Annotated in this window: 20 protein-coding genes; 7 read left to right on the top strand and 13 right to left on the bottom strand. The window is 52.6% G+C overall.

The window, feature by feature from the left end:
- Positions 1–74: 74 nt before the first annotated feature.
- Positions 75–1961: a penicillin-binding protein 2 gene (gene mrdA / locus HCZ99_RS15840; RefSeq protein WP_254869652.1), complete on the top strand. Its 1887-nt coding sequence runs from the start codon at positions 75–77 to the stop codon at positions 1959–1961.
- A 4-nt stretch (positions 1962–1965) separates the two neighbouring features.
- Entirely contained in the window at positions 1966–3129 is a 1164-nt protein-coding gene (gene rodA, locus HCZ99_RS15835) for a rod shape-determining protein RodA (RefSeq protein ID WP_167447998.1), read from the top strand.
- Positions 3130–3219: 90 nt separating this feature from the next.
- Here rodA and HCZ99_RS15830 read toward each other — a convergent pair whose 3' ends face one another.
- The 3 genes from HCZ99_RS15830 to HCZ99_RS15820 all read right to left on the bottom strand — a co-directional run bounded on the left by HCZ99_RS15830 (position 3220) and on the right by HCZ99_RS15820 (position 6073).
- On the bottom strand, positions 3220–4668 hold the full coding sequence (locus HCZ99_RS15830; protein WP_167447997.1) for a GGDEF domain-containing protein: 1449 nt from the start codon (positions 4666–4668) through the stop codon (positions 3220–3222).
- 349 nt (positions 4669–5017) lie between these two features.
- Complete coding sequence (locus HCZ99_RS15825) at positions 5018–5743, bottom strand: glycerophosphodiester phosphodiesterase (RefSeq protein WP_217701518.1); 726 nt, start codon at positions 5741–5743, stop codon at positions 5018–5020.
- A 129-nt stretch (positions 5744–5872) separates the two neighbouring features.
- Complete coding sequence (locus HCZ99_RS15820; protein ID WP_167447868.1) at positions 5873–6073, bottom strand: hypothetical protein; 201 nt, start codon at positions 6071–6073, stop codon at positions 5873–5875.
- Between the two features lie 291 nt (positions 6074–6364).
- Between HCZ99_RS15820 and HCZ99_RS15815 the strand changes: the two genes are divergently transcribed.
- Positions 6365–7516 (top strand): M24 family metallopeptidase, encoded by a 1152-nt coding sequence (locus HCZ99_RS15815; RefSeq protein ID WP_167447996.1) that lies wholly within the window; start codon positions 6365–6367, stop codon positions 7514–7516.
- A gap of 117 nt (positions 7517–7633) precedes the next feature.
- Here the strand turns inward: HCZ99_RS15815 and HCZ99_RS15810 are convergent, their stop codons facing one another.
- Positions 7634–7972, bottom strand: a complete 339-nt coding sequence (locus HCZ99_RS15810) for an Hpt domain-containing protein (protein ID WP_167447995.1) — start codon at positions 7970–7972, stop codon at positions 7634–7636.
- Between the two features lie 160 nt (positions 7973–8132).
- Complete coding sequence (locus tag HCZ99_RS15805; RefSeq protein WP_167447994.1) at positions 8133–9023, bottom strand: phytanoyl-CoA dioxygenase family protein; 891 nt, start codon at positions 9021–9023, stop codon at positions 8133–8135.
- A gap of 141 nt (positions 9024–9164) precedes the next feature.
- On the opposite strand from HCZ99_RS15805, the gene cobD reads away from it, so the two are divergent.
- Positions 9165–10247, top strand: a complete 1083-nt coding sequence (gene cobD / locus HCZ99_RS15800; protein ID WP_167447993.1) for a threonine-phosphate decarboxylase CobD — start codon at positions 9165–9167, stop codon at positions 10245–10247.
- A 14-nt stretch (positions 10248–10261) separates the two neighbouring features.
- Here the strand turns inward: cobD and HCZ99_RS15795 are convergent, their stop codons facing one another.
- Positions 10262–11866 carry a sigma-54-dependent transcriptional regulator gene (locus HCZ99_RS15795; protein WP_167447992.1) on the bottom strand — a complete coding sequence of 535 codons (1605 nt, stop codon included), beginning with the start codon at positions 11864–11866 and terminating at the stop codon, positions 10262–10264.
- A gap of 168 nt (positions 11867–12034) precedes the next feature.
- Between HCZ99_RS15795 and HCZ99_RS15790 the strand changes: the two genes are divergently transcribed.
- Both HCZ99_RS15790 and HCZ99_RS15785 read left to right on the top strand, forming a co-directional pair.
- Positions 12035–12340 carry an STAS domain-containing protein gene (locus tag HCZ99_RS15790; protein WP_167447991.1) on the top strand — a complete coding sequence of 102 codons (306 nt, stop codon included), beginning with the start codon at positions 12035–12037 and terminating at the stop codon, positions 12338–12340.
- Positions 12341–12343: 3 nt separating this feature from the next.
- Positions 12344–14449 carry a SpoIIE family protein phosphatase gene (locus HCZ99_RS15785; RefSeq protein WP_167448141.1) on the top strand — a complete coding sequence of 702 codons (2106 nt, stop codon included), beginning with the start codon at positions 12344–12346 and terminating at the stop codon, positions 14447–14449.
- A 35-nt stretch (positions 14450–14484) separates the two neighbouring features.
- Here the strand turns inward: HCZ99_RS15785 and HCZ99_RS15780 are convergent, their stop codons facing one another.
- The 5 genes from HCZ99_RS15780 to HCZ99_RS15760 all read right to left on the bottom strand — a co-directional run bounded on the left by HCZ99_RS15780 (position 14485) and on the right by HCZ99_RS15760 (position 19283).
- On the bottom strand, positions 14485–15093 hold the full coding sequence (locus HCZ99_RS15780) for a hypothetical protein (protein ID WP_175581544.1): 609 nt from the start codon (positions 15091–15093) through the stop codon (positions 14485–14487).
- Between the two features lie 214 nt (positions 15094–15307).
- Positions 15308–17287 carry a putative bifunctional diguanylate cyclase/phosphodiesterase gene (locus HCZ99_RS15775; protein ID WP_167447990.1) on the bottom strand — a complete coding sequence of 660 codons (1980 nt, stop codon included), beginning with the start codon at positions 17285–17287 and terminating at the stop codon, positions 15308–15310.
- Positions 17288–17582: 295 nt separating this feature from the next.
- Positions 17583–18287 carry a helix-turn-helix transcriptional regulator gene (locus tag HCZ99_RS15770; protein WP_167447989.1) on the bottom strand — a complete coding sequence of 235 codons (705 nt, stop codon included), beginning with the start codon at positions 18285–18287 and terminating at the stop codon, positions 17583–17585.
- 131 nt (positions 18288–18418) lie between these two features.
- Positions 18419–19054: an alpha/beta family hydrolase gene (locus HCZ99_RS15765; RefSeq protein WP_167447988.1), complete on the bottom strand. Its 636-nt coding sequence runs from the start codon at positions 19052–19054 to the stop codon at positions 18419–18421.
- The gene (locus tag HCZ99_RS15760; protein ID WP_167447987.1) at positions 19047–19283 is read right to left on the bottom strand and encodes a hypothetical protein; all 237 of its coding nucleotides are present in this window, start codon (positions 19281–19283) and stop codon (positions 19047–19049) included. The genes HCZ99_RS15765 and HCZ99_RS15760 overlap by 8 nt, the downstream gene beginning before the upstream one ends.
- A gap of 63 nt (positions 19284–19346) precedes the next feature.
- Here HCZ99_RS15760 and HCZ99_RS15755 point away from each other — a divergent pair, with 63 nt between their 5' ends.
- Positions 19347–20486 (top strand): AbrB family transcriptional regulator, encoded by a 1140-nt coding sequence (locus HCZ99_RS15755; RefSeq protein WP_368484273.1) that lies wholly within the window; start codon positions 19347–19349, stop codon positions 20484–20486.
- 69 nt (positions 20487–20555) lie between these two features.
- On the opposite strand, the gene HCZ99_RS15750 is transcribed toward HCZ99_RS15755, so the two are convergent.
- The gene (locus tag HCZ99_RS15750; protein WP_167447985.1) at positions 20556–21476 is read right to left on the bottom strand and encodes a DMT family transporter; all 921 of its coding nucleotides are present in this window, start codon (positions 21474–21476) and stop codon (positions 20556–20558) included.
- 152 nt (positions 21477–21628) lie between these two features.
- On the bottom strand, positions 21629–23245 hold the full coding sequence (locus tag HCZ99_RS15745) for a fumarate hydratase (RefSeq protein ID WP_167447984.1): 1617 nt from the start codon (positions 23243–23245) through the stop codon (positions 21629–21631).
- Positions 23246–23254 lie beyond the last annotated feature (9 nt).

The raw sequence follows: 23254 nt of genomic DNA, 5'->3' as shown, positions 1-23254 counted from the left end.
ATTACATCGGCAAAGTATCGAGTATAGACAGGTAACCTTCGCCCATGTGGCACCGCGATTCAGACCGATTTAGAATGTTTACCCGCCGTGCCCTTATGCTGGGCGCGGGAAAGGGTGTTTTGCTGACCGGTCTGGCCGCACGAATGTATTATTTGCAGGTGCTTGAAAGTGATCGTTACCGGACACTGGCGGATGAAAACCGCATTTCGCACCGCTTGCTGCCCCCGCCCCGTGGCCTGATCACGGATCGTTTTGGCGCACAAGTCGCGGTCAATCGGCAGAATTATCATATCCTGATCGTCCGCGAACAATCGCCGGATGTACGCCGCACGCTTGAAATCCTCAGCCAGATTATCGAGCTTGGCCCGGACACGATTGAACGGGTGGAACGCGATGTTGCAAAACGCCGTTCCTTTGTGCCCGTCACAGTACGCGACAACCTGACATGGGATGAAGTGGCACGGGTTGGCGTGAATGCCCCCGATCTTCCCGGGCTGATCATTGATGCCGGACGGTCGCGCGATTATCCCGAAGGACCGCATCTTGCCCATACTTTGGGCTATGTCGCCGCGGTGTCAGAAAAAGAACTTAACGGCGATCCGCTGTTGGAGTTGCCTGGCTTTACCATCGGTAAAAGTGGCATTGAAAAGGTCTATGACCTCGCCCTGCGCGGCACAGCCGGGACAAGTCAGGTCGAGGTCAATGCGCTTGGCCGCGTGATCCGCGAACTTGATCGTGAAGAAGGTGACAGCGGTAGCACGGTTGTCATGACGCTTGACCTTGAATTGCAGCGTTACGCCAACCAGCGCCTATCAGAACAACAAAGCGCATCTGCCGTCGTCATGGACATCCATAACGGCGAAGTTCTGGCGATGTCGTCACACCCGACCTATGACCCGAACGCATTTACAACCGGCATTTCACATCGATTGTGGAATTCGCTGGTGAACAACCCCTACGCCCCGCTTTCGAACAAGGCGGTTAACGGCACCTATGCGCCCGGGTCGACTTTTAAAATGTGTGTGGCCTTGGCCGGTCTTGAAAGCGGGATCATATCGCCGAACCAAAAGGTCTTTTGCAATGGTCATCTTGACCTTGGCAATTCACGCTTCCACTGCTGGAAACGTGGCGGGCACGGTTGGGTCGATATGCATGACTCGCTTAAGCATTCGTGCGACGTCTATTACTATGACATTTCCCAAAAAATTGGCATCGACAGAATTGCCGCGATGGCCAACAAACTTGGCCTTGGCGATCAAACCGGTATTGACCTTCCCAATGAACGCAGCGGCCTGATCCCGACCAAAGACTGGAAACAGGTTCAACTTGGTAAACGTTGGCAAGGTGGCGAAACACTGATTGCGTCGATTGGTCAGGGGTATGTTTTGGCCACGCCATTGCAACTATGCACCATGGTGGCCCGCATCGCATCCGGCAAAGCGGTTAAACCGCATCTGACACGCGACCATGTTACCCCCGACGGCGTCACATCCCGTCAGACCGAGGAATTCCCAGACGTTCAGATCAACCGTGCCCATTTGGCACGCGTACGTGACGGCATGAACGGGGTTAGCAACGAACGGCGTGGAACAGGCTATCGTGCCCGGATTGATATCAAGGGCATGGAACTGGCGGGCAAAAGTGGTACCAGTCAGGTCCGCCGCATTACCATGCGCGAACGCCAAACCACGGGCGTTTTGAAAAATGAAGAATTGCCATGGAAATATCGCGATCACGCGCTGTTCGTGGCCTTTGCCCCCGTTGACAACCCACGATATGCCTGTGCGGTCGTGGTCGAGCATGGCGGCGGCGGGTCATCCGTGGCGGGACCAATCGTGCGTGACCTTTTAACCAAGGCACAGGAACTTCAGTCCGCAAGACCCGGGGTATCGGCCGCAAATACGCAGCCAAGCGCAGAGCTGCGCTCCAAGCCCCCCCAGTCAGAAGAAGGCGAGGGTTAATCACATGGCGTTTAGTAAATATCGCATTGGTGAAGATCCCGATTACGTGCCCATCGGGCGGCGTCTTTTACTGCTGAACTGGACACTGGTTGCCCTGATCACGGCCCTTTCGGGCATCGGGTTTGCCATGCTGTATTCCGCGGCAAACGGATCGCTTGAACCGTGGGCACAGCGTCAGATGATGCGCTTTGGCGTTGGCATGGCGTTAATGATCCTTATCGCAATCACCGATATTCGTATCTGGCTGAGGCTGGCCTATCTATCCTATTTTGTGGCCCTTGTGCTGCTTGTCGGGGTGGAAATTAAGGGCGACATCGGCATGGGCGCCCAGCGCTGGATCAATCTCGGTTTCTTCCAACTGCAGCCATCTGAATTGATGAAAATCTCGTTGGTCTTGGCACTTGCGCGCTATTTCCAAGGTCTGACGATTGAAGATAGCGGACGCATCACGTTGTTGATCCCGCCGCTTTTGATGGTGTTGGCACCTGCGGCCCTTGTTTTGCGTCAGCCTGATCTGGGTACGGCCTTGTTGCTGATTGCTGGGGGTGGCGTGATCTTTTGGTTAGCTGGCGTGCGGATGTGGAAATTCGGCCTTATTCTGGGCACGGCGTTGGCCGCGATCCCGATTGGCTGGCAGTTCCTGCGTGATTATCAAAAAAACCGGGTGTTGACGTTCTTAAACCCGGAAAACGATCCATTGGGTGCGGGGTATCATATTACCCAGTCCAAGATTGCGTTGGGGTCTGGCGGGTTGTTTGGTAAGGGTTTCATGCTTGGTTCCCAAAGCCATTTGAACTTCCTGCCTGAAAAGCAAACCGACTTTATCTTCACCATGCTGGGCGAAGAATTCGGTCTTGTCGGTGGCCTTGCCCTTCTGTTCCTCTATGCGCTGGTCATCACCTATGGCTATGTGATTGCGCTTCGGTGCCATAACCAGTTCGGCCGTATGGTTGCGATTGGTGTGACATCAACCTTCTTTTTGTATGTCTTTATCAACATTGCCATGGTCATGGGCCTTATCCCGGTCGTTGGGGTGCCCTTGCCGCTTGTGTCCTATGGTGGCACGGTGATGATGACCATTTTGGTCAGTTTTGGATTGTTAATGAGTGTATCGATCCACCGCGACATTCGTATTTCACGCCAAGGCAATGACGACGGGCGTCAATAACGCCCTGACCTGACGCACCAAACGGCGACAAAGCATGGTGTTCGCCATCCCTTAAATTCGCGGATGTAAGTGCTCTGTCACGGATGGTTTTTACGCGTTGATATGATCGAAAAGCAGGTCAAATTCGGTCAGCGCACAGCGATTGCGCCCTGCTTCCTTTGCTTTATACAGCGCACTATCGGCCATCGAATAAATGAGGGCGGCAATATCGCTGTTTTCATGAGACGTCAAAGCATCAAAAGTACGCGAAACTTTCGCATCCAAGCCCGCCCGACCTTGTGCAGAGGGAAGACCTGCGACACCAAAACTTGATGTGTAAGACAAGTGATTGCCGCCGAAGTTTACCGGTGATTTTTCAAATTCGGCTCGCAGGCGTTCGGCAAGTTTCATCGCCCCTTCAAGTTCTTCACCGGGCAAAAGTACCGCGAACTCTTCGCCGCCCATACGGGCCGGCAAATCAATATCGCGCACAGTCGAACGCATTGTTTTCGCCAAATCAACAAGGACCGCATCACCGGCTTGGTGACCATGTATGTCGTTAAAACTCTTGAACCGGTCGATATCAAGAAGAATGACAGACATTGGCGTATCGCGGCGTCGCCAGACAGAAATGGCTTCTTCCATGCGCCCAAGATATGCCCGCCGGTTTGGAAGCCCGGTCAAAGGATCGGTGGATGCCAGAACTTCAAGCTTTTGCATCGCTTCGTTTAATTCTTCTGTGCGCTGCTTAACCCGGGCTTCAAGGTTAACGTTTGCATCCTGCAATTCATCGCGTGCACGGCGCAGCTGACCAATCTGTCCGCGGATCATGCCAAACAATCCGACCGTGACCGAGCCCAGCAGTTGGATTTCATCGTCATAACGATGGTGCGGCGGCATTTCCATCGGACGTTCATAATCCGTCGGGTCGGCATTCACCAGATAGCCGCCCAACTGCACCAACGGGCGCGAGAAGACATAATAGCTCATGGCAGCAAAGGCCACGGCCATTAAAATCGCCAACACCATGGTGCTCATAAACGACCAGATGAAGCGGGATATAAAACTTGAAACGTAAACTTGCGGGTTTAACTCAACGACCATCTCGCCAACAGTCGTTGCCGGTCGAAGATCGGGATCACGAACGGGGATAACAACTGTTTGCAGCCCCCCAAACAGCATATCGCCCCAAAGCGACGCTGGTAATTGGCCCGATGGGCGTTCCTTGTCATAGAAAACCCCGCTCTGCGCATCAGTCAGCATAACACGTGCAATCGAGCGCTGATTCAACATGCCGCGTGCCATCACATCGGCAAGCTCGCGATCCTCATTAACAAGACTTTTTGTCGCCACCGGGACATTGCTGGCGATTGTTCGCTGGTTGGCATGCGTATAAACGTCATTTAGCCAATTGTAATCATGATAGGCCTGAAACAGCGTGATCAGCAGGCCAAGAATAGATGCCAGACAAAGCGCATATTTAAGCTGCCGCGCAGCAATCGTGCTGCCAAGGCTTAGTTCGCTCAGCGCAGTGTTTTGATTATCTGGCGATCGATGCAACAAACACGCATCCTTTTATTTTTCTTGGTGTGATCGGCGCGACAGGGGCAACCATCGTTGTTTTCAAGACATTGGACCCCCATTGATATTCATCTCATAAAGCCAATCGCGCAAGACTTAAGCGGTAAAGTCCCAGTATTGTTGGCAAATTTTCCAATCAATCGATCATCGGGAATCCGCCCAACCGCCCACATCTCGTCTTGTTTATTGCCCAAGATATTTTTGGATGATGGCAATGAATTTCAATAGCCCAACGACAATCATTGCGAAGAATCCAAATTCCCAACCGGTCACACACATTTATGGGGTGAGCTTCTTTTTAGGTCGCAATGCGGCGACAAAAGACAGTCTACTGCCGCTCTAACAGGACTTCTTGCTGTACTGCGCGGAAAAGGGCGACATGGTCGAGATTGACATAGTCCACCTGCCAACGGACCAGTTCGGCGAACAATTCCGTATTTGGCGTATCGATGAACACCATTGTTTCAAGACCCCGTTTTTTGGCCTCAAAAACCGCGTCACGGGTTATGTTGGTTTCGAGAAACTCAAATATATGCCCCTTTTCGTGATGGATGGCGTTTTCCAACGATCCGGCGACATGTAATTGGATGTTGCGACGAAGCTCTGGCGCAATGGTTCGATATTCTTGGCGAATATCAGCGGAAAACGATCCCAGAAAGACGTCATCTGGCGCCCCAAAGCCGCGCAAAAGGGCGACGACGTCAGACACATTGGCCTGCTTTATCTCGCAATAGATTTTACAGAGCCCTTTGATATGCCGCAGAAAGGCGTCCAGGCGGGGTACCCTCTCGCCTTCGAATTCCGCGGAGAACCAGCTTCCGGCATCAAGGCGATCAATCTCATCGCTGGTCATTTCGGAAATCAGGCCGTGACCGTTTGTTGTCCGGTCGACCGTTTCATCATGCATGACATATAAAACGCCGTCGGCGGATTGCTGTACATCGAACTCGATGTAGTCAGCTCCTAACGCGATCGCACTTTGCGCGCTGGCGATTGTGTTTTCCGGTGCACGACGGTTGTCCCCACGGTGCGATACGACCAACACGGGTTTCACGGCGATCCCCCCTTAGCAGACCCAAACAGCCCAAAGGGTAAGTCACGCACGTTGTGCGCGACAAGATCGCCGAGACAATTTCATCAAAGCGTTATAAAACCCAACGCATATTTTAGATGTTACACCGGTTTAAGATGATGCGCCTTGCGCATTGGTCAGTGCACGGGCCAGCTCTTCGTTGGTCATGTTGGCTCGGTTTTCGATGCCTGACCGCTGGGCTAAATGATACAAATCGTCGCGACGCCAATTTTCATATGATTGGCGATGACGGTGCGAATAGCTCGGATTTTGGATGTCCTTATGAACTGAGAAATTATTCAAACTCGCCACTGTAACCTCCGTTTTGTGGATGGCTTCACGTATTGGCGGCACGAACTTTTCCCCCTCAATCGAAAACGCGCCGGTCTAATCCATTTAGTGGGACGCGCGAAAATGTCCATTGGTGCGGTATGATTTTCATGCTCGATTGTGCGTAAGCATCAGAACAAAAACATAAAATTTCCGATGAATATTTGAACAGGCCAATTCAGCGCCCCACCATCGATGGCATGATCATTTTCCTATTTTAGGCCGAAATTGTCTGCTAGCGTTCGCGCAAACAAATCATCAGGGAACCTTGCCATGGCTTTGCATTTTGAACGTCACGAACTTGCCACCCGCCGCGCGCGAACGATTGAGAAACTTGAACAATCTGGCCTAGACGGCCTACTGATCTTTCGCCAAGAAAGCATGTTCTATCTGACCGGGTATGACACGTTCGGATATGTGTTCTTTCAATGCTTGTATCTGGGCGCGGATGGAAAGGTCGCGCTGATTACCCGCGCACCCGATCTTCGTCAGGCGCAACATACATCTGACATCGAAGATATCCGCATTTGGGTCGATGGGCCGGACGTTAATCCCGCGATCCAGCTACGCGACATGCTGTCTGAATTTGGCTGTTCTGGCAAAAAGCTTGGTGTTGAGTATGATGCCTATGGCCTGACGGCCGCCAATGGCAAGAAACTGGACGCGGCACTTGATGGGTTCTGTCGCCTTGAAGATGCATCCCGGCTGGTGTCGGAATTGCGTGTTGTCAAAAGCCCGGCTGAACTTGCCTTTATCCGAAAGGCCGCAAACCTTGCCGATGATGCATGGGACGCGGCCCTTGATACGGTGCATGCTGGCGCATTTGAAGGTGACATTTTGGCCGCCATGCAAGGCGCTGTATTTTCAGGCGGCGGTGATTACCCGGGCAATGAGTTCATTATCGGGGCAGGCCGTGATGCGCTGCTATGTCGCTATTTCACGGGACGCAAACACATCGCAAATACCGATCAAATCACCCTGGAATGGGCGGGTGCCTATCGGCATTACCATGCGGCGATGATGCGCACCATTCCGGTTGGTGATGCCCTGCCCCGGCATATCGAAATGCATAAGGTGGCAACAGACGCGCTCGCGGCCTGTCGCGAAGCCCTGCGTCCGGGGGAACCAATTGGTAAGGTATTTGATGCCTATGCAAAGGTTTGCGATGCAGGTGGCATGGCGAACCACCGCCTCAATGCCTGCGGCTATTCTATGGGGACAACCTTTGCGCCCAACTGGATGGACTGGCCAATGTTTTACCACGACAACCCGGTCATCGCCGAACCGGGTATGGTTTTCTTCCTGCATATGATCCTGATGGACAGCGAAAGTGGTGTTGCCATGTGTCCCGGCCATTCGGTGATTGTGACAGACACCGGAAATGAAAGTGTGTCCCGACACGGAACGGACCTGATCACGCGCTAAGCGCTTTGCCAACACGTCCGGCAACAAAAAAGGAGGGCAGATGTTATCTGCCCTCCTTTATCGTATCTAAACGCACAGTTTTCTTTGCCCCATGAACCTACGTCGACGCAATTCCAATCAGCCGCGCAAGGCCGCATGCATGGCCGCGACAGTTTGTTCGTTCAATCGATCAAGTTCGGCGATGCTGGCATGAACCTCTTCGTCAAAGGCACCATCGTATGTTTCAAGCGAACGCGCATACTCGGCAAGGTCCTCAGCCGCCATATTTCCGGCCATGCCTTTTATTGTGTGGGCTGCACGGTGGAACGTTTCATGGTCCTTATCTTCAATCGCCTTAAGAATTTTGGCGCGCTCTTCCTGATAGGACGCGGGAAGCAACTCAATGAGCATTGCGAACTGGTCCTTACCAAGGGCTGAAGACATTTCATCGAAGCGGCTGCGATCTAATAAACCCATTATCGTCTCTTCGTTTGCAATGCGTTGGTCACGACCAACATATTTCCCTAATAAACAATCACGCCCTATATATGTCGCCTTGGCAAGCAGATTTCATCAGGTACAACTCCAAAAAAGTGACTGTATACATGATGATCGCCAACGAAATCCTTGTCGACCTCTACCCCGCCCGGTTTGCGCGGCATTCATTCATAATGGCCTTGGCCCACGCGACAACCTCTGGGCCGATGGACTGCATATGTGTGTATTTCTCAAACTGTGCAGCAATCAATTCCAGCCGTTCCAAAAAGACTGGCGGTCGATCAAGCGCCAAAAGCTGCTGGGCCAAGGGATCAAACGCGGCGTTTTGAAATTCGAGTGACAGGCTCATGCGCGGCTCCGTGGCATGTTTGCTTGCCCGTCCCCCCCAATGATACAAATCCTGCCGCCAGCCCATCACCGTTCCGGGTTTGGCGGGTAATGCGCGCACATCCTGTAAAGGAACGTCTTGTGGTTTGGTTACCGGATGGTCGTAGGTCCGCTCAAAAGATCGGGGCAAGACATACATGCATCCATTTTCCGGCATCGCGGTACTAAGCGGCACCCAAAGGGAAAGACTGATCACCATCTCATCCCCTATCGCGCTTTCGCCCTGATAATCGCGATGGGGCGGCCATCCACGGCCATCTTCGCCGGGATCCACATGCCACGCCCAGAAATGCGGTAAAAGAGCGATCCGTTCCCCCAAAAAATGGCTCAGCAACGGGCGCAGTCGCATAAACACCTGCCATGCCTCGTCATACAGATAAATCATGGCGGGCGGCAAATCATTGGCGACAAGGTTTTCAATACCACGGCGCAGCATGGCCAATTCGTCAATCGGCAAAATATCCTCAATCAGGAAATACCCCTCGTCCCAAAATCGGTCAGACAAGCTTGATGGATCAAATCCGCCACTTGCTGCGACGACCGCAGCATCACTGCCAATTCCGTCGAAAGAATTGGAAATTGAAAGCTGCGGATTGATGTTTTGCCAAACATCGGGCTGTATGGCGTTTTGGGGTGTGATCATGGATAAATGTCCGGTATTGAAAGTGGCCGGACGATACGCAGTCGAGACTGCCAAGGCAAGGGATCTTGGATTGATTGCGGCTTTTCGCATCAACAATAGACAGAATGCGACGTCATACCGAAACTGGGGTCATCGCCACCAATGACAGACAAGACAATGCAAAACACCCAAACGGCCGCGATCAATCATGGCGGTGCGATTGACCTTGCTGCGCAGAAATACGGTATTTCTGCCGAAAACTGGCTTGATCTATCGACCGGGATTAATCCGGTTGGCTATCCCATTCCCGAGATTGCCCCGCAATACTGGCAACGCCTGCCGTTGGGCAGCGAGTTAATCTCCTTAAAGCATGCAGCCAGCAGGTATTACCAACTGCCGTCCGCAGACCATCTCGTTTGCACCGCCGGCACGCAGTCGCTTATTCAAACCATTCCGTTTTGGCTGCGCGATCATACCGACATCCGTTCTGTGCATATTCTCGGCCCCACCTATGCCGAGCATCGCCGGTGCTGGCAACGTGCCGGGCATGTTTGCACCGACCATGACAGCAATGCCAATGACCGTCTGAAAACAGCCCGATCATTACTGACCACAGGTGACGCGGGCAAGGTTGTGATTTTGGTCAATCCAAACAATCCGGATGGTGGACTGATCCCCGCAAACGAAATTGAACAACTTTCCAAACTGGCAGCCGATCATCACAACTGGCTGATCGTCGACGAGGCCTTTATCGATTGCGAACCAGATCAGTCGATCTGTCCACACATTGACGCACTGTCCAACACACTCATTCTACGATCCTTTGGCAAGTTCTTTGGCCTTGCCGGGATCAGAATTGGTTGTGCGATCCTGCCGGCCAAGCTTGCACATGACCTGGAACAACGCATCGGCCCGTGGGCTATTCCCGGCCCGTCGATGCACATTGCGACCTTGGCATTTGACGATCTTGATTGGCAAAACGCGACCCGCCAGCGCCTGAATACTGATCGCCAACGTCTAGAAACAATGGTGACGGATCACAGCCCGCTTAAATGCGTTGGCGCAACGCCGTTGTTTTTATTCTTCGAAGGTGAAATGGCCGCTGGCGTTGCGGATCATTTGGCGCATGCAGGCATTCTGGTGCGGCTGTTTGATCATGACGCGACAAAGGTCCGTTTTGGCCTTCCCGGCACGGACGAGGATTGGAAACGCTTGGAAACCGCGTTTAAGAAATTGTCGCTGTAAGACCAATTTCCCGATTAAAGGCCACCATCTTCCCAAGACTGCTTTTTGCGATAAATCGTCGAGGGACTAACACCAAGCGCGTCCGCCGCACGCGGGATCGATCCGCCGCATCGTTCGATGGCTTCTTCAATCGCCTGCTTTTCAACAAGCCACAATGGACGGATTTCGGAAAATCCCAATCCGTCTGATCGTTTTGGCGCGGATGGGACGGCCATCGGATCATTTGAATTCGCCCCGACCGGCATACCAACCAGATCATCGGCGTGCTCTGACGCGTGGTTCTCGACAACTTTGCGCATTTGCCGCGCACCGGCCAAAAAGGCCAATGCTTCGGGGTCACCTTCCCACAAACGCCCTGCACCGCCAGAACCATTCGAGACCCCCGGATGGGGTGGTGGTGCCTCAATCGTGGCGGACGCGAATTGATCGCCATCGGCATTGGCATTCACCGGCCGCGGCACCATCGACAATGTGACTTCTGTACCGTTATTCAAAACCACAATATTGCGGATGATGTTCTGCAGCTGACGGATATTGCCCGGCCATGAATAGCGGGCAAACAATGCCGACACTTCTGGCGAGAACCGTTTAAAATCCCGGCCTTCTTCGCGGTTATAGCGTTGCAGATAGAAGTTCGCGATTTGCAGAATGTCTTTATCGCGATCGCGCAACGGCGGCATATGCAGCGGTATGACATGCAGGCGGTAATACAAATCTTCGCGGAACCGCCCGGCACGGACTTCTTCAAGGGGATCACGGTTTGTCGCGCAGACAAAACGCACATCAACCTTTTCAAGCGAACTTCCGCCAACTTTCTGAAAGGTTCCTGTTTGAATAAACCGCAGCAATTTGGTCTGCAGATCCAAATCCATTTCGCAGATTTCATCAAGAAACAGCGTCCCGTCCGCCGCACGATGTGCCGCCCCTTCGCGGTCGACGACCGCACCGGTAAAGGCACCTTTGACGTGGCCGAATATTTCGCTTTCCATCAGGTCTTTGGGGATCGCACCGCAGTTAAGCGGGATGAACGGGTTACTTGCGCGTTCAGAACGGTGGTGGATCGCCTCGGCGGCAAGTTCCTTACCCGTCCCAGACTCACCGGTGATGAAAACCGTTGCGCGGCTTGGCGCCGCATTTTCGATGATGCGATAAATATCGCGCATCGTATCGGAACCACCGATGATATCGAAATACATATCGTCGGTGTCATGCCCCTCAAATTCGTCTGAATTTTTAAGCGGTAAACTCGGCGCACCGGCAAGGGCATTTTTCACCGTTTCGCGCAGCTTGTCGGCGGCAAAAGGTTTCAGCAGAAAATCCCAAGCCCCTTCGCGCATTGCCTCGACCGCAATGTTGATCGACCCATGGGCGGTAATTACGACAATCTTGCATTCCGGACATAATTGGGACGCCTGGCGCAAAACGTCGCGCCCATCCATATCAGGCAGCACCAGATCAAGAACCAGAACTTCTGGCGGATTTTGTCGCAATCGATCAATCGCGGCGGTACCGTTAAGCACATGCTCAACGATATAACCATCGGCACGTAGATAGTCCTGATACACCCGCGCAAGCGACAGGGTGTCTTCAACAATTACTATGTGTGCCTGCTCTGGCATTTTTTGGATCGCGTCCCGATATAGTCATTATGGTTAAGCATACCGATTGTCACATGACGGCCACAACGGCAAACATGGTTGCAGTGTCGGTTTAAACCATACAAGATCAGAGTAAGATTAATAAAAGCATAGTTTTAGCTGGTTTTTGACGATCAGGAGTAGCACGCGTTGAACTACAGCACCGAACAAACCGACAAAACAACCATCGTCACATTAAGCGGCCGGTTCACATTTGGCGATCATTCCAGTTTTCGCAAACTGATTGAAGAAATCCGCGCGCACGAATCTGAGACCCAAGTGCTTGATATCTCTGGCGTTGAATTTATTGATTCGGCCGGTCTCGGCATGCTGCTCCTTGCCCGTGATGAAGGCGAAAAAGCCCGCGCATCGGTTGTGCTGCGTGGTGCACAGGGACAAGTCAAGCGCATGCTCGAAGTTGCCCGGTTTGATACCCTGTTCATTCTGGAAGACTGATTGATGGTGTCGGATCACGACAAACAGTCCCCCATTACTGTTGCCGTCCCACAATGTCTGTCGACGGATGACGTCAAGAATATGCTGGCGGCAACAAACATATGGGATCAGTCCCCCCCGACACCTATTGAACAGGTTACCGGCACCAGCCCGGAAGACCTTCCAAATAACATGGCCTTTTCATACTGCCTTCTGCCCAACAATCCGGGGCCTGATTGGCTTGGTAGTCTGATCCGATTAAACTGCGACAAATTTGTCGAACATTTTGATGGTATTAAACTGGACGATCTTGGCGCGGTTCTTGATAGCGACAAGGCGTCCCAGGACGAACTGCTGATTGTTCTGTCGACACGTAGCGCCTACCACCTTCCGATCGCGCGGAAATTCGTAACCGCATTGCGCCACCGTGGCCTGATAAACGAAGCAACCGCCCCCACCGTTGAAATGGCCGTACAGGAATCTTTCGCCAATTCCCTTATTCATGGCAATCTTGAGCTTGAGGCCAGCGGCCATCTTTCGATGGAAAGCTTTAACGAGCTGGGCGAGGAAACCCAAAAACGACTTGCGTCATCAACCTATGGCGACCGTGTAATTGTCTTAACCGCGAAAAAGCTCAAGAACGGTCACATTACCATATCAATTAGTGACCAGGGCCGTGGCTTCATACCGAAAAGCATCGACGACGAAACAGAAATGCCCGGGCAAGAGTCCACATTCGGCCGTGGTCTTCCGTTGATTAAAAGCCTTTGCCATTCGGTAACATTTGGCCGTGATGGTCGGACAATAAATCTTACCTTTGATCAGGCAACGACCGGCATTCTTCCCGCCGACCCCGCCTTTGTTGCCGCCATCGATGCACAAGCCACCGTTGCCTATGAAGCCGGACTGCGGCGACCAGAAAATGCCACCATCCTGATTGCCGATGATACGATGTTATCGCGCGAAATCATTGCGACGTATCTGCGCGCCGATGGTTTTACCAATCTGGTTTTTGCCAAGGATGGGGAGGATACCCTAAACCAGGTCAAGGCCCATGACCCGGACCTTATCATCCTTGACATTATCATGCCCAAACTTGACGGGTATGAGGTTTGCAAGGCCCTGCGTGCCGATCCGTTATTTGCCAGCACCCCAATCATCGCGCAGACAGCACTGGAAGAAAACCAAGGACGCACCCAGATTTTCGAGGACGGCGCAACCGACCTAATTTTAAAGCCATTGAATAAGGCCGAACTTATCGCACGCACGAAAATCCATCTGGAAAACCGACTTCTGGTCAAACAACTTCAGGCCTATCAGGAACGCACCCAATCTGAGCTCGACCTTGCACGTGACATGCAAGAGAACCTCAACCCCGCGGCAGAACAATATCGCGGCACGGGTGCAGATTACGGAATGCGCATCAGTGCGACCTTCCAAATGTCGTCGGAATTGGGCGGAGATATGTGGGGACTTGTCCCGATTGATGCCCACAAGCTTGGTGTCTATATCGTGGATTTCGCCGGACATGGACTTGGCGCTGCTTTAAATACGTTTCGCCTGCATTCCCTGATCTGGTCAGATCAAATACGCGATTTGAACCCCGGGGCATATCTTGGCAATCTGAACCGCCACCTCAAGGGGCTTTTGCCCGTCGGGCAATATGCCACCATGCTGTATGGGATTATTGATCGCGGCGAGAAAACCTTTTCGTACGCCAGCGCGGCATGTACATCGCCGCTTCTGGGCGACAGCACAACCGGGAACGCCCGCTATCTTGATGGGTCTGGCGTGCCATTAGGGGTTATCCGCGACGCGAAATACGAAACCCGTCAAGTCCCGTTTGATCAAAACAGTTTCCTGCTGCTTTATAGCGACGCGCTTGTCGAAACAACGCTTGATGATGGCCAGTTTTTAAGCGAGGAAAAGTTACTTTCGATGGTGCAGCAAACTATTACCGCCAATCGCACCGATGTTGATTTAGCCGCCCAGATTGCCGATCAATTCATGGATCGCGCCCCGGCACAGCTTTCAGACGATTTTACCATCGTCTCTTTGCAATCGGGCAACAGCGTCAATATCGCTAACGAGGCCAAAAGATCGGCTAGCCGTACTGATTATACGATCTAGAAAAAGCGGCTGGAGTGCGGGCGGGTCTAGTTGAATTAAGAAACGAGCCGACCGTTTTCGACAGATGATTTCACAAGATCACCGAACGGTTCATCGGTCGCAAACCATCCATATGGTTCTGACACGGCCGGAGCTTCAGCAAGCGCGCTGGATTTAACTGGCACCTCATCGGCTTTTGCCGACTGAAGGCGTCCCGCAATCACCGTCCGCACCAGATTTGCCAATCCTTTGCGGGCCCCGGCATGGTCTGGCTCCTTGGCAAGAACAGCACCCAATTGATCAAGGGCACGCATTTTGTTACGGCATCCCAAAAGATCGGCGGCTAATATCCGCAATTCACGGGCATCCGGGCGCAGGCTGATGGCGATTTCAAGATGTTCAAGTGCAGTTTGACGTCGGCCAATCTGCATATATGTGCGCGTTAATCCCATATGGGTCGCCGCATCCAGATCATCCAAAAGCAATGCCCGACCAAAGGCATTTAAGCCCAAATCACACAGACCAAGATCAAGCAACACATGCCCCAGAACACGAAGACGCGCGGGATCACTGGGCAGGCTGTCAATTAATTGACGCAGGCGCAGACAAATATCCGGCGCAAGATCAATCTCGCCAGCGATAACCGCCCCAAATCCTTGTGACATGTGTGTCTGCGATGACATCAAGAAATGCTCTGTTTGCGCTAAAACCAGCGACCAAGTGACATTAGACATTCCGTCACGTTAGGTTCGCGAAACACAGTTTACCGTCATCTGGTTGCGGGAATGTTAACCGGAATATTATTAGACACTGACCGTAACGCCCAAGCTCTAAGCACAGCAGCGAGGTCAACAGCCACCGAATGCCCACAAATGCTGCTTACTGCTTTTTAAGGATCGCTGACAGGCGTTTAAGGACAGGTCGCTTGGAGGGCTTGGCAAAGAGATAGCCCTGCACCAACCGTCCGCCAAGCTCGATCACGATGTCCCGCTGACTTTGTGTTTCGATGCCTTCAATAACGCAATCAATTTCAAGATTGGTACACATATCAATGATCGTCTTTACGATCCGTCGACTGCGTTCGGTAACGGCCAGTGGCGTGACAAAGCTGCGGTCGACCTTAAGGCAATCAAATTCCAGCTCATGCACATAGCGCAAACTGGAATACCCAATTCCGAAATCATCCATTGCCACACGCGCCCCATGGCTGCGCAGGTATCGGATGCTTGTCCGGGCGGCAGCAAAATCACGCAGAAATGCCGTCTCTGTTACTTCAAATGTCAGGCGTTCCGGGGAAATGCCGTTGGCTTTGATCTGCTCAATCAGCCATTTGGTCATATTGGGCAAAACGATATCGCGGGCCGACAGGTTAAACGACACCGAAACATGTTCGGGCCATTCCCGCATTTCACGCAGCAAACGGCCAAACAGGATTTCGGTTAACATCCCGACCTGCCCGGTTTTTTCGGCAACAGGAAAAAATGTCGCTGGCGACACCGGCCCCATCAAGACGCTATCCCACCGCGCAAGGGCCTCTATCGATTTCACTTCCCCGGATTCAACATCAAAAACCGGCTGATAATGCAGTGACAGCTCCTGTGAGAGGTCAGCATTCCTAAGGGCTTGTTCGATCTGTGAATCATGGCGGATCATGGTTTCGTGATGGGCAGCAAACAGCACCGCCTCGCCCGGCATGTTTTTCTTGGCGTGATAGAGCGCGAAATCAGCCCGTTCAAACAAGGCATTCGATGTCCGTGCCACCGTTGGATATGTTGCAAAGCCCAAAGATGCTGAAAGTTGCACACTGCCGCTGCTTAGTACGTAAGGCTGATTAAGCGCCTGACACACCTTTTTTCCAAGGGTGATCAAATGCGTTGCATCTTCATAGTCGCTTAGGATGATGCCAAACTCATCACCGCCCAACCGTGCCAGCAACGCATCCCCCGCAAGGATCGCGCGCAACCGCTTCCCGGCCTGTATCAAAAGCTCATCACCAACGGGATGCCCATAAACGTCATTAACAGGCTTGAACCCATCCAGATCAATCATGGCCACCGCAAAGCTGTCTGATTGTTGTGATTGGGTTTCTGCCTGGGCGGCGGCCGTTGTGACAGCATCATCGAGATATGCAAAGAACGCGCGCCGATTGGCCAGGCCGGTCAGTGCATCCAAAAACGCCAGAGATTCATTTTGTTCTGACAGTTCAAGCGTCGTTTTATGCTGACGTTCAAGGTCCATCTGTGACGTGACCAACCCGGAAAACGCCGCATAGTAACTGGTAATGATGTGAACAATGATCAGCGACACCAATGCCATATTGACTGCAATGGCAATGTAAACTTCGTTATCTAGGAACCCGAAATAAACAACAAAAGGCACGAGAACAAACACCACAAGCAGCAAGGCCGCTGGCGGGAACGTCACCAGACAGAAGATACAACCAATCACCGTGATGGAAATAAAATAGGCAACATGCCCTTGCTGATAGATATCCCCATAGCGAAACATGGCGACGGCCCATGCCATGAATAAAAGCGCAAAGACCGCCGCCATCAGCCGAATACGCCGCAAATGCCAGACACAGGCATCAATGTCGTTGATTTCAAATCCAGCACGGGTCCATGAATACGCCCGCCAGATGCAGCAAACACCCAAAAGCACGACGGCATAAACCGTCAGCCAATCGGGCGCTGTTCCATAATGGGTATAGGCAAGTGCCGACGCATTCGCCAAAAGCAGCACATAAAGAACCGGCACCTGCCGTGAAAGCGACCGAACCTGCGCACGGATAAGCTCAGGCTTTTCTGTGTGAATTCTGGCGAGATCGACAACTTTGCGCCAAACAAAACGGGCTGACACGTTTGCTAAGACCTAACATTCGTTTTTTGTATTTAAAAGCTTACGCACAAAATACCGCGAATTGCATCTATGATAATGCAACCAAGACAGCAATTTAGCGTCCCTGTATCACGGATACTATATGGGTATTGCGCGTTTGAATTGAATATCAGGTGATTAAAACGATCATGTTTTAAAACGATGACTAGTTTTTGTCCTATTTGCGGAATGCGGTGGCACCGAGAAATATAGACGTTTCGGCCTGTCGCCGATCGGTTCAGCGGGCCTAATGTTCGGCGGGTTTCAATGCCAAACCTTAACGGCCAATGCCATTAAGGATCTCGCCCTCGATGCCTTCCGAAATCAGATAATCGCGCAATGACTGCCCCGCAACCGGGCGAAACCGTTCGGTTGCGATATCCATGTTGCGAATACGATCTGCGCGAAACACCCGAAACGCTGTACGTAACTCACACCAGCAGGCCAAAAGCCACGTACTGCCAAAAAACAACATGCCAAGTGGCCGCACACGGCGTCGGGTCTCATCGCCTTTGGCATCTGTGTAATCAAGGGTAATAAAGTTCCGGTCACGAATTGCGCGGCGTAGGTTTGGCATCGAAATCGCGATGGGTTCTTGGGCGATCTCGGCAATGGCAATCGGAACCCCGCCAATCAAGCCGCGCATTTTCTCAGGCAAGACAGCTTCGATCTTGGTCAGGGCATCGCCGGCCGCACGCGCCATTTGCGGATCGGTCCAGCTTTGTACCATGCGTGCCGCAACAACCAATGCTTCGATCTCTTCGGCATCAAACATAAGGGGTGGCAAGTCATAGCCATCGCGCAGGATGTAGCCCACCCCTGCCTCGCCCTCAACAGGCACGCCGGAAGCCGCCAAATCGCGAATATCACGATAAATCGTGCGTTCGGAAACTTCGAGTTCCTCGGCCAAATCCCGTGCCCGGCACAGTTTGCGGCGGCGCAAGATTTGCACAAGGCGAAACAGTCGGTCGGCCCTTCTCATGATCGCTCCTTTGTCATCCTGCGCTTAGACCTATCATATTCCTCCTGACAGGCTCCTGTCAGGAGGAATATGCGACGCAGGAGCGTATCGGCCTGTTGCCCAAATCGTGCGGCAGGCCAACCGAGAGAATTTTAGGATGCGATTTTGTTGGCGAAATCCGATATCGCCACAGCGGCATCAGATATATTTTGGGATTGAGTGCGGCCTGAACTTTTACGCGGTTTAAAATCGTGATCGCCGTCTTCAACCCAGTGCACGTCGATGGCGTGCGACAAGTCATAACCTGCAACTTCATCAGGTCGGCCAAATGGATCGCGCGTACCGTGACAAATCAGCGCCGGTGTTTTTAACCCCGTCAGGTGGTTGGTTCGCAGCTTTTCCGGCTTTTCCGGGGGATGGAATGGATAGCCAAGGCAAACCAATCCGGCCACACCGAGATCATCTGCAACCATGCTGGCAATACGTCCCCCCATTGATTTTCCCCCGATCACCAGATTGGACGGGGTGCCGAGTGTTTTAACGACATCAGCCCAAAAAGCTTCCAAAACGGGTGCGCGATCCGGTCCGCGTTTCTTGCCATCAAGGCGACGCTTGGCCATATAGGGAAACTCAAACCGCGCCACCCGCCAACCATGCCCGGCAAGTTCAGCCGCCATTTCATTCATAAACGGACTGTCCATCGGCGCCCCAGCCCCATGCGCTAAAACAATGGTCAGCGACGCATTTTCATCACCATCAAAGATAAATTCGATTGGTTCATTACTCATGATTGCGGACCTTCACGTTGATGATTTTCACCGGGGTAGAAACGATCATTTCTAAAAATGAGAGATCGGGCAGAAAGCCCCAGACAACCCATAGTCCTCGATCAATCACGCATACGAAACTTGAAGCGATCTGTTCAAGCATAATCGGTCTGATTGCCCATATACCGTCAGTATAGTCGCTAACCCCTCGATTCTTTTGCTTTTTTTGATGTATAATAATTGTGTTCATGATGGCGCGTTCCCCACAAACGTCCACATGCCTGCCTTCTGCCACCAAACAAGGCGACCACACGTGCCATCCGATCTGTCCAACACACCGCCAAAGACGCCCCCGACCTCAACTGAACGACTTGGCCGACTTCCAAAGGCGGTTCAGTGGGCTTTGATCATTTTATCATCTTTGGTCTTTGCCATAATTTTGCATGCGTTTCATGTGCCGGCTGCCTTGCTGCTGGGCCCGATGATCATTGGCATCATCATGGGAACTAACGGGGCATCGATTGCCCTTCCCAAACCGATCTACCTTGGGGCGCAATCGGTCTTGGGAGTCATGATTGGAGCATCGATGTCTGCAGGCATCCTGACATCCTTTGCCCATGACTGGCCGTTAATCCTTGGCATCACGACACTTACGCTGATCGCCAGCAGTTTTCTTGGTTGGACCTTATGTGTTCGGCAAGTTCTGCCCGGGACGGTCGGTATTTGGGGATCATCACCCGGTGCGGCGTCTGCCATGGTCATTATGGCTGAGGCATTTGGCGCGGATTCACGGCTTGTCGCCTTTATGCAATATGTGCGGGTGGTGATTGTGGTTGCCGTGGCATCGTCGATTGCCAATCTTTGGATTGATCCAGAACTGGCAGCAGCGGCAGGCAACAATGACTGGTTTCCAGCCATTAATTACGGGCAATTTGCCATCACGGTTGCGATTATTATCGGCGTAAGTTTGATCGGTGTGTATTCGCGGCTGCCATCCGGCCCGCTTTTAGCGCCGCTTATTATCGCAACCATACTGAACCTTGCCGGATGGGTCGATTTTGTTTTACCTGAATGGTTTCTAGGATTGGCCTATGCGGCAATCGGCTGGACCATTGGGCTTAAATTCACCCCAACCGTCATCCGCCACGCGGCCCATGCCCTGCCGAAAATCCTGTTATCCATTGCGGTGTTGATTGCGTTTTGTGCCGGGCTTTCCATGCTGCTGGTCGTCTTTATGGATGTCGATCCATTGACCGCCTATTTGGCGACCAGCCCCGGCGGACTTGATTCAGTCGCCATCATTGCCGCCAGCACCAATGTCGACCTGTCGTTCATTCTGGTCTTGCAGGCAGCGCGGTTCTTTATGGTGCTTGCATTCGGACCGGCACTGGCGCGATTGGTGGCGCGTAAAACCATCAAAACCCCACAAGACAACAGCACACCAAAGCAATAGCGCGTAAGCGGTGTCCCCCTTACGCGCTATAGATCACGTTACGTAAAAATCAGACGAAGCGAACGATACTTAACGGATGACACGGCGAAACACGCCAGATGCCACCATCACACCAAGAATGACCAACGCCACCGCGGCGGCCAAGGCAAGGTTACCTTCTTCGCCCAAAAGCACCACGCCACCAATGGCCGTAAGTGCGGGGGTCATCGCGCCGAATGCAGATGCCCCAGTTGATCCGATATGGCGCACAGCAAGACCATAGGTGATCACCGCAACACACCCGGCCAAAAGCCCCTGTGTAACCAATAGCATCATGACATCGCCTACCGGCGCGTTGGGAATATGGCTGCCGGTAAACAGCGCAATGATCGCAATGATCACAAACGACCAGAACCCAACAAAGGCCGCCGCATCAAGCGCACCAAGCCCACTTTGACGCATGGCGTGGGTGTAGCACGCCCACATCAACGATCCCGCGGAAACAAGACCGTAGCCATAAAGCATATCCGAACTGGCATCACCACCCGGCTTAAGCGCGACAAGCAGCAAAACCCCCACGATAACAGCGGCATATCCAGTAAGGCGTACGCGGCCCGGCCGTTCGCCAAATAGAACAATCGCAATCAAAACGGCCCAAACTGCCATCACACCGGGCAGCAAGATACCCACATGACTTGCCGGAACGAATTGCAGTGCACTTGCCACCATCAGGGTATAAACAGCCCCCGAACCGGTCATCATCAAAAGGCCGTTCACCAGCGAAAGCCCCTTGGGCCAGATCCCTTTTTTGATCCAAATCGGGCTGAGCAGGACAAACGGGACAACAAAGCGCAAAAGGCCGATATCAACGGCGGTAAAGCTTGAGGTCATCGCATAGCGCGTCGCAATCAGCCAACCAGCCCAAATACAGACCGTCGCTAACGCGGATGTAACCCCTACCATGCGGCTTTCCGTCGCGCCGGCCCCTGCCAGTGCGGAAGTTTTAGTCATATTACAATTTCCCATAAGGGGTTGATTTTGCCCAAATCAGACCACGCAGACCGGATGTGTGCAAGTCCCTTGACTGAAGGTCAGCTATGCAAACAAAAAGGCAGCGCAAGATCACCTGCACTGCCTTTTGATTTTTCGGCTTGGTCTTAAAATCAGATGCCAAATTCGGCAAAGAAGTCATTGCCCTTGTCATCAATTACGATGAAGGCCGGGAAATCTTCTACTTCGATTTTCCAAACGGCTTCCATACCCAGTTCTGGATATTCGTGAACCTCGACCTTTTTGATGCAATCCTGCGCCAAACGGGCCGCCGGACCACCGATAGAGCCAAGATAGAAACCGCCATATTTCTGGCAGGCATCCTTGACCTGTTTGGATCGGTTGCCCTTGGCCAGCATCACAAATGAACCACCTGCGGCCTGGAACTGTTCGACATAGGCATCCATACGACCGGCCGTGGTCGGGCCAAAGGACCCAGACGGCATGCCTTCGGGGGTTTTAGCCGGACCAGCGTAATAAACTGGGTGATTTTTCAGGTATTCCGGCATCTCTTCGCCTGCATCAAGGCGTTCCTTGATTTTGGCGTGTGCGATGTCGCGGGCCACAATCACCGTCCCGGTCAGGGACAAACGGGTTTTGACCGTATAGCCAGAAAGCTGCTTGCGGATTTCATCCATCGAACGATTGAGGTCAACTTTAACCACTTCGTCGTCAAGGTGCTCGTCCGTGACATGCGGAAGGTATTTCGCCGGATCATGTTCGAGATCCTCGATAAAGATACCGTCCTTGGTGATTTTGCCCAAAATCTGACGGTCGGCGGAGCACGAAACACCCAGACCAACCGGGCAGCTTGCGCCGTGACGCGGCAAACGGATTACGCGCACATCGTGGCAGAAATACTTGCCGCCGAACTGTGCGCCGATGCCCATTTCGCGGGTCATCTCGAGAACCTTCTGTTCCCATTCAAGATCACGATAAGCCTGCCCATGATCGCCGCCTTCGGTCGGAAGGCTGTCATAATAACGGGCCGATCCCATTTTAACGGTTTTCAGGTTGGCTTCGGCCGACGTGCCGCCGATAACAATCGACAGGTGATACGGCGGACAGGCCGAGGTCCCCAGCGTGCGGATTTTCTCGTCCAAAAACTTACGCAGGCTTTCAGGATTCAAAAGCGCCTTGGTCTGCTGGAACAAGAAAGTCTTGTTTGCAGAACCACCGCCCTTTGCCATGAACATGAATTTGTATTCATCGCCCTTGGTCGCATACAGGTCAATCTGTGCCGGCAGGTTCGAACCGGTATTTTTTTCTTCGAACATGCTTTGCGGCGAAACCTGCGAGAAACGCAGATTGTGTTTCTGATAGGCTTGCCAGATGCCTTTTGACAGCGCTTCTTCGTCGGAACCATCGGTGATCACTTTGCCACCGCGCTTGCCCATGACAATCGCCGTTCCGGTATCCTGACACATCGGCAAAACGCCCCCCGATGCGATCGAGGCATTTTTCAAAAGATCCATCGCCACGAATTTGTCATTCGGGGTCGCTTCATCGTCATCAAGGATTTTGCGCAACTGAGCAAGGTGCCCTGGACGCAAAAGATGCGAACAATCGAAAAACGCCTGAAGGGTCAGCTTTTCAATCGCTTCGGGCGCGACTTTCAAATAGGTCTCGCCATTAACATCAACGGTCGAAACACCCTCATCCCCGATTTTACGATATGGGGTGGTGTCCTTCCCCAGATCGAACATGGGTTTATAGACAAAATCACTCATGGGAAGGTT

It is taken from the genome of Thalassospira lucentensis, assembly GCF_011806425.1.
Lineage (GTDB): Bacteria > Pseudomonadota > Alphaproteobacteria > Rhodospirillales > Thalassospiraceae > Thalassospira > Thalassospira lucentensis_B.
The sequence above is the reverse complement of the archived record's forward strand: the minus strand, read 5'-3'. Positions and strand labels throughout refer to the sequence as shown.

Coding starts and splice junctions, on each gene's coding strand:
- mrdA (WP_254869652.1), top strand. CDS start 75: ATGTTTACCCGCCGTGCCCTTATGCTGGGCGCGGGAAAGGGTGTTTTG.
- rodA (WP_167447998.1), top strand. CDS start 1,966: ATGGCGTTTAGTAAATATCGCATTGGTGAAGATCCCGATTACGTGCCC.
- HCZ99_RS15815 (WP_167447996.1), top strand. CDS start 6,365: ATGGCTTTGCATTTTGAACGTCACGAACTTGCCACCCGCCGCGCGCGA.
- HCZ99_RS15810 (WP_167447995.1), bottom strand. CDS start 7,972: ATGGGTTTATTAGATCGCAGCCGCTTCGATGAAATGTCTTCAGCCCTT.
- HCZ99_RS15805 (WP_167447994.1), bottom strand. CDS start 9,023: ATGATCACACCCCAAAACGCCATACAGCCCGATGTTTGGCAAAACATC.
- cobD (WP_167447993.1), top strand. CDS start 9,165: ATGACAGACAAGACAATGCAAAACACCCAAACGGCCGCGATCAATCAT.
- HCZ99_RS15795 (WP_167447992.1), bottom strand. CDS start 11,866: ATGCCAGAGCAGGCACACATAGTAATTGTTGAAGACACCCTGTCGCTT.
- HCZ99_RS15785 (WP_167448141.1), top strand. CDS start 12,344: ATGGTGTCGGATCACGACAAACAGTCCCCCATTACTGTTGCCGTCCCA.
- HCZ99_RS15780 (WP_175581544.1), bottom strand. CDS start 15,093: ATGTCACAAGGATTTGGGGCGGTTATCGCTGGCGAGATTGATCTTGCG.
- HCZ99_RS15770 (WP_167447989.1), bottom strand. CDS start 18,287: ATGAGAAGGGCCGACCGACTGTTTCGCCTTGTGCAAATCTTGCGCCGC.
- HCZ99_RS15765 (WP_167447988.1), bottom strand. CDS start 19,054: ATGAGTAATGAACCAATCGAATTTATCTTTGATGGTGATGAAAATGCG.
- HCZ99_RS15760 (WP_167447987.1), bottom strand. CDS start 19,283: ATGAACACAATTATTATACATCAAAAAAAGCAAAAGAATCGAGGGGTT.
- HCZ99_RS15750 (WP_167447985.1), bottom strand. CDS start 21,476: ATGACTAAAACTTCCGCACTGGCAGGGGCCGGCGCGACGGAAAGCCGC.
- HCZ99_RS15745 (WP_167447984.1), bottom strand. CDS start 23,245: ATGAGTGATTTTGTCTATAAACCCATGTTCGATCTGGGGAAGGACACC.